Origin of the sequence: Acinetobacter sp. UBA3025 (genome assembly GCF_002367915.1) — a bacterium.
GTDB lineage: Bacteria > Pseudomonadota > Gammaproteobacteria > Pseudomonadales > Moraxellaceae > Acinetobacter.
In genome coordinates, this window is record NZ_DFDO01000284.1 from 1 (window position 1) to 262 (window position 262).

The 262-nt window shown below is 38.9% G+C and carries 1 pseudogene; it reads left to right on the forward strand.

Annotated features, from left to right (window positions below):
* Position 1: 1 nt before the first annotated feature.
* Positions 2-262 (forward strand): annotated as a pseudogene (locus tag B4J23_RS11935) (MFS transporter); the annotation flags it as partial.

The following is a 262-nucleotide window of genomic DNA, read 5'->3' on the forward strand; positions in this document are numbered from 1 at the left end:
TATGCACATTCAGCCTGATGCGTTTGCCGCACTCCGTTATCGAGACTTTTCTATTGTTACCTTAAATCAGTTTTGTTTGACTTTAGCCATTCTGATTCAGGAAATTATTGTTGCCTATTCTCTATATCAGATTACCAAAGACCCGCTGACCCTAGGATTAATTGGTCTGGCAGAAGCGATTCCTTTTATATCCCTTTCCTTATGGGGCGGATATGTCGCGGATCGCTTTAATAAACAGACTATTATGAAAATCTGTTTATTT